We start from the raw sequence: 337 nt of genomic DNA on the forward strand, positions 1-337 counted from the left end.
TCGAACGTTTCCTGTGCGCCGAGTTTGGTGACGCGGCCAATATCCGGGAGGGCTCGATCGTCTGGAACGAGCTGCGTGCCGCCGCCGTCTTCGACTCGGAGCGGGCACGGCAGCTGGCCGCATCGACCACGGACTGGCAGCTGCGGGTGGTCGAGCTGATCCGCGCCGCCGAGCCCGCGCTTTCCCGGGAGGACGCCGAGGCGCGTGCCCTGTCGCTCACCGCCCTCGTCGAGGGGCTGAGCGGGCGCTGGCTCACCGGGCAGCTCACCGCCGCCGAGGCGCAGTCGGCGGTCCGGGCCGCGCTCCGGGACTGAGCGGCGGACGCGCCCGAGGGAAC

General features: G+C 73.9%; 1 protein-coding gene. It reads left to right on the plus strand.

Annotation, left to right across the window (positions count from 1 at the left end; genetic code table 11):
• Window positions 1-314 (plus strand): TetR family transcriptional regulator C-terminal domain-containing protein (locus tag OOT08_RS00435; RefSeq protein WP_325090625.1); only part of this gene is annotated, 314 nt, incomplete at its 5' end.
• Window positions 315-337 lie beyond the last annotated feature (23 nt).

Source organism: Leucobacter sp. M11 (assembly GCF_035726885.1).
Lineage (GTDB): Bacteria > Actinomycetota > Actinomycetes > Actinomycetales > Microbacteriaceae > JAPFRB01.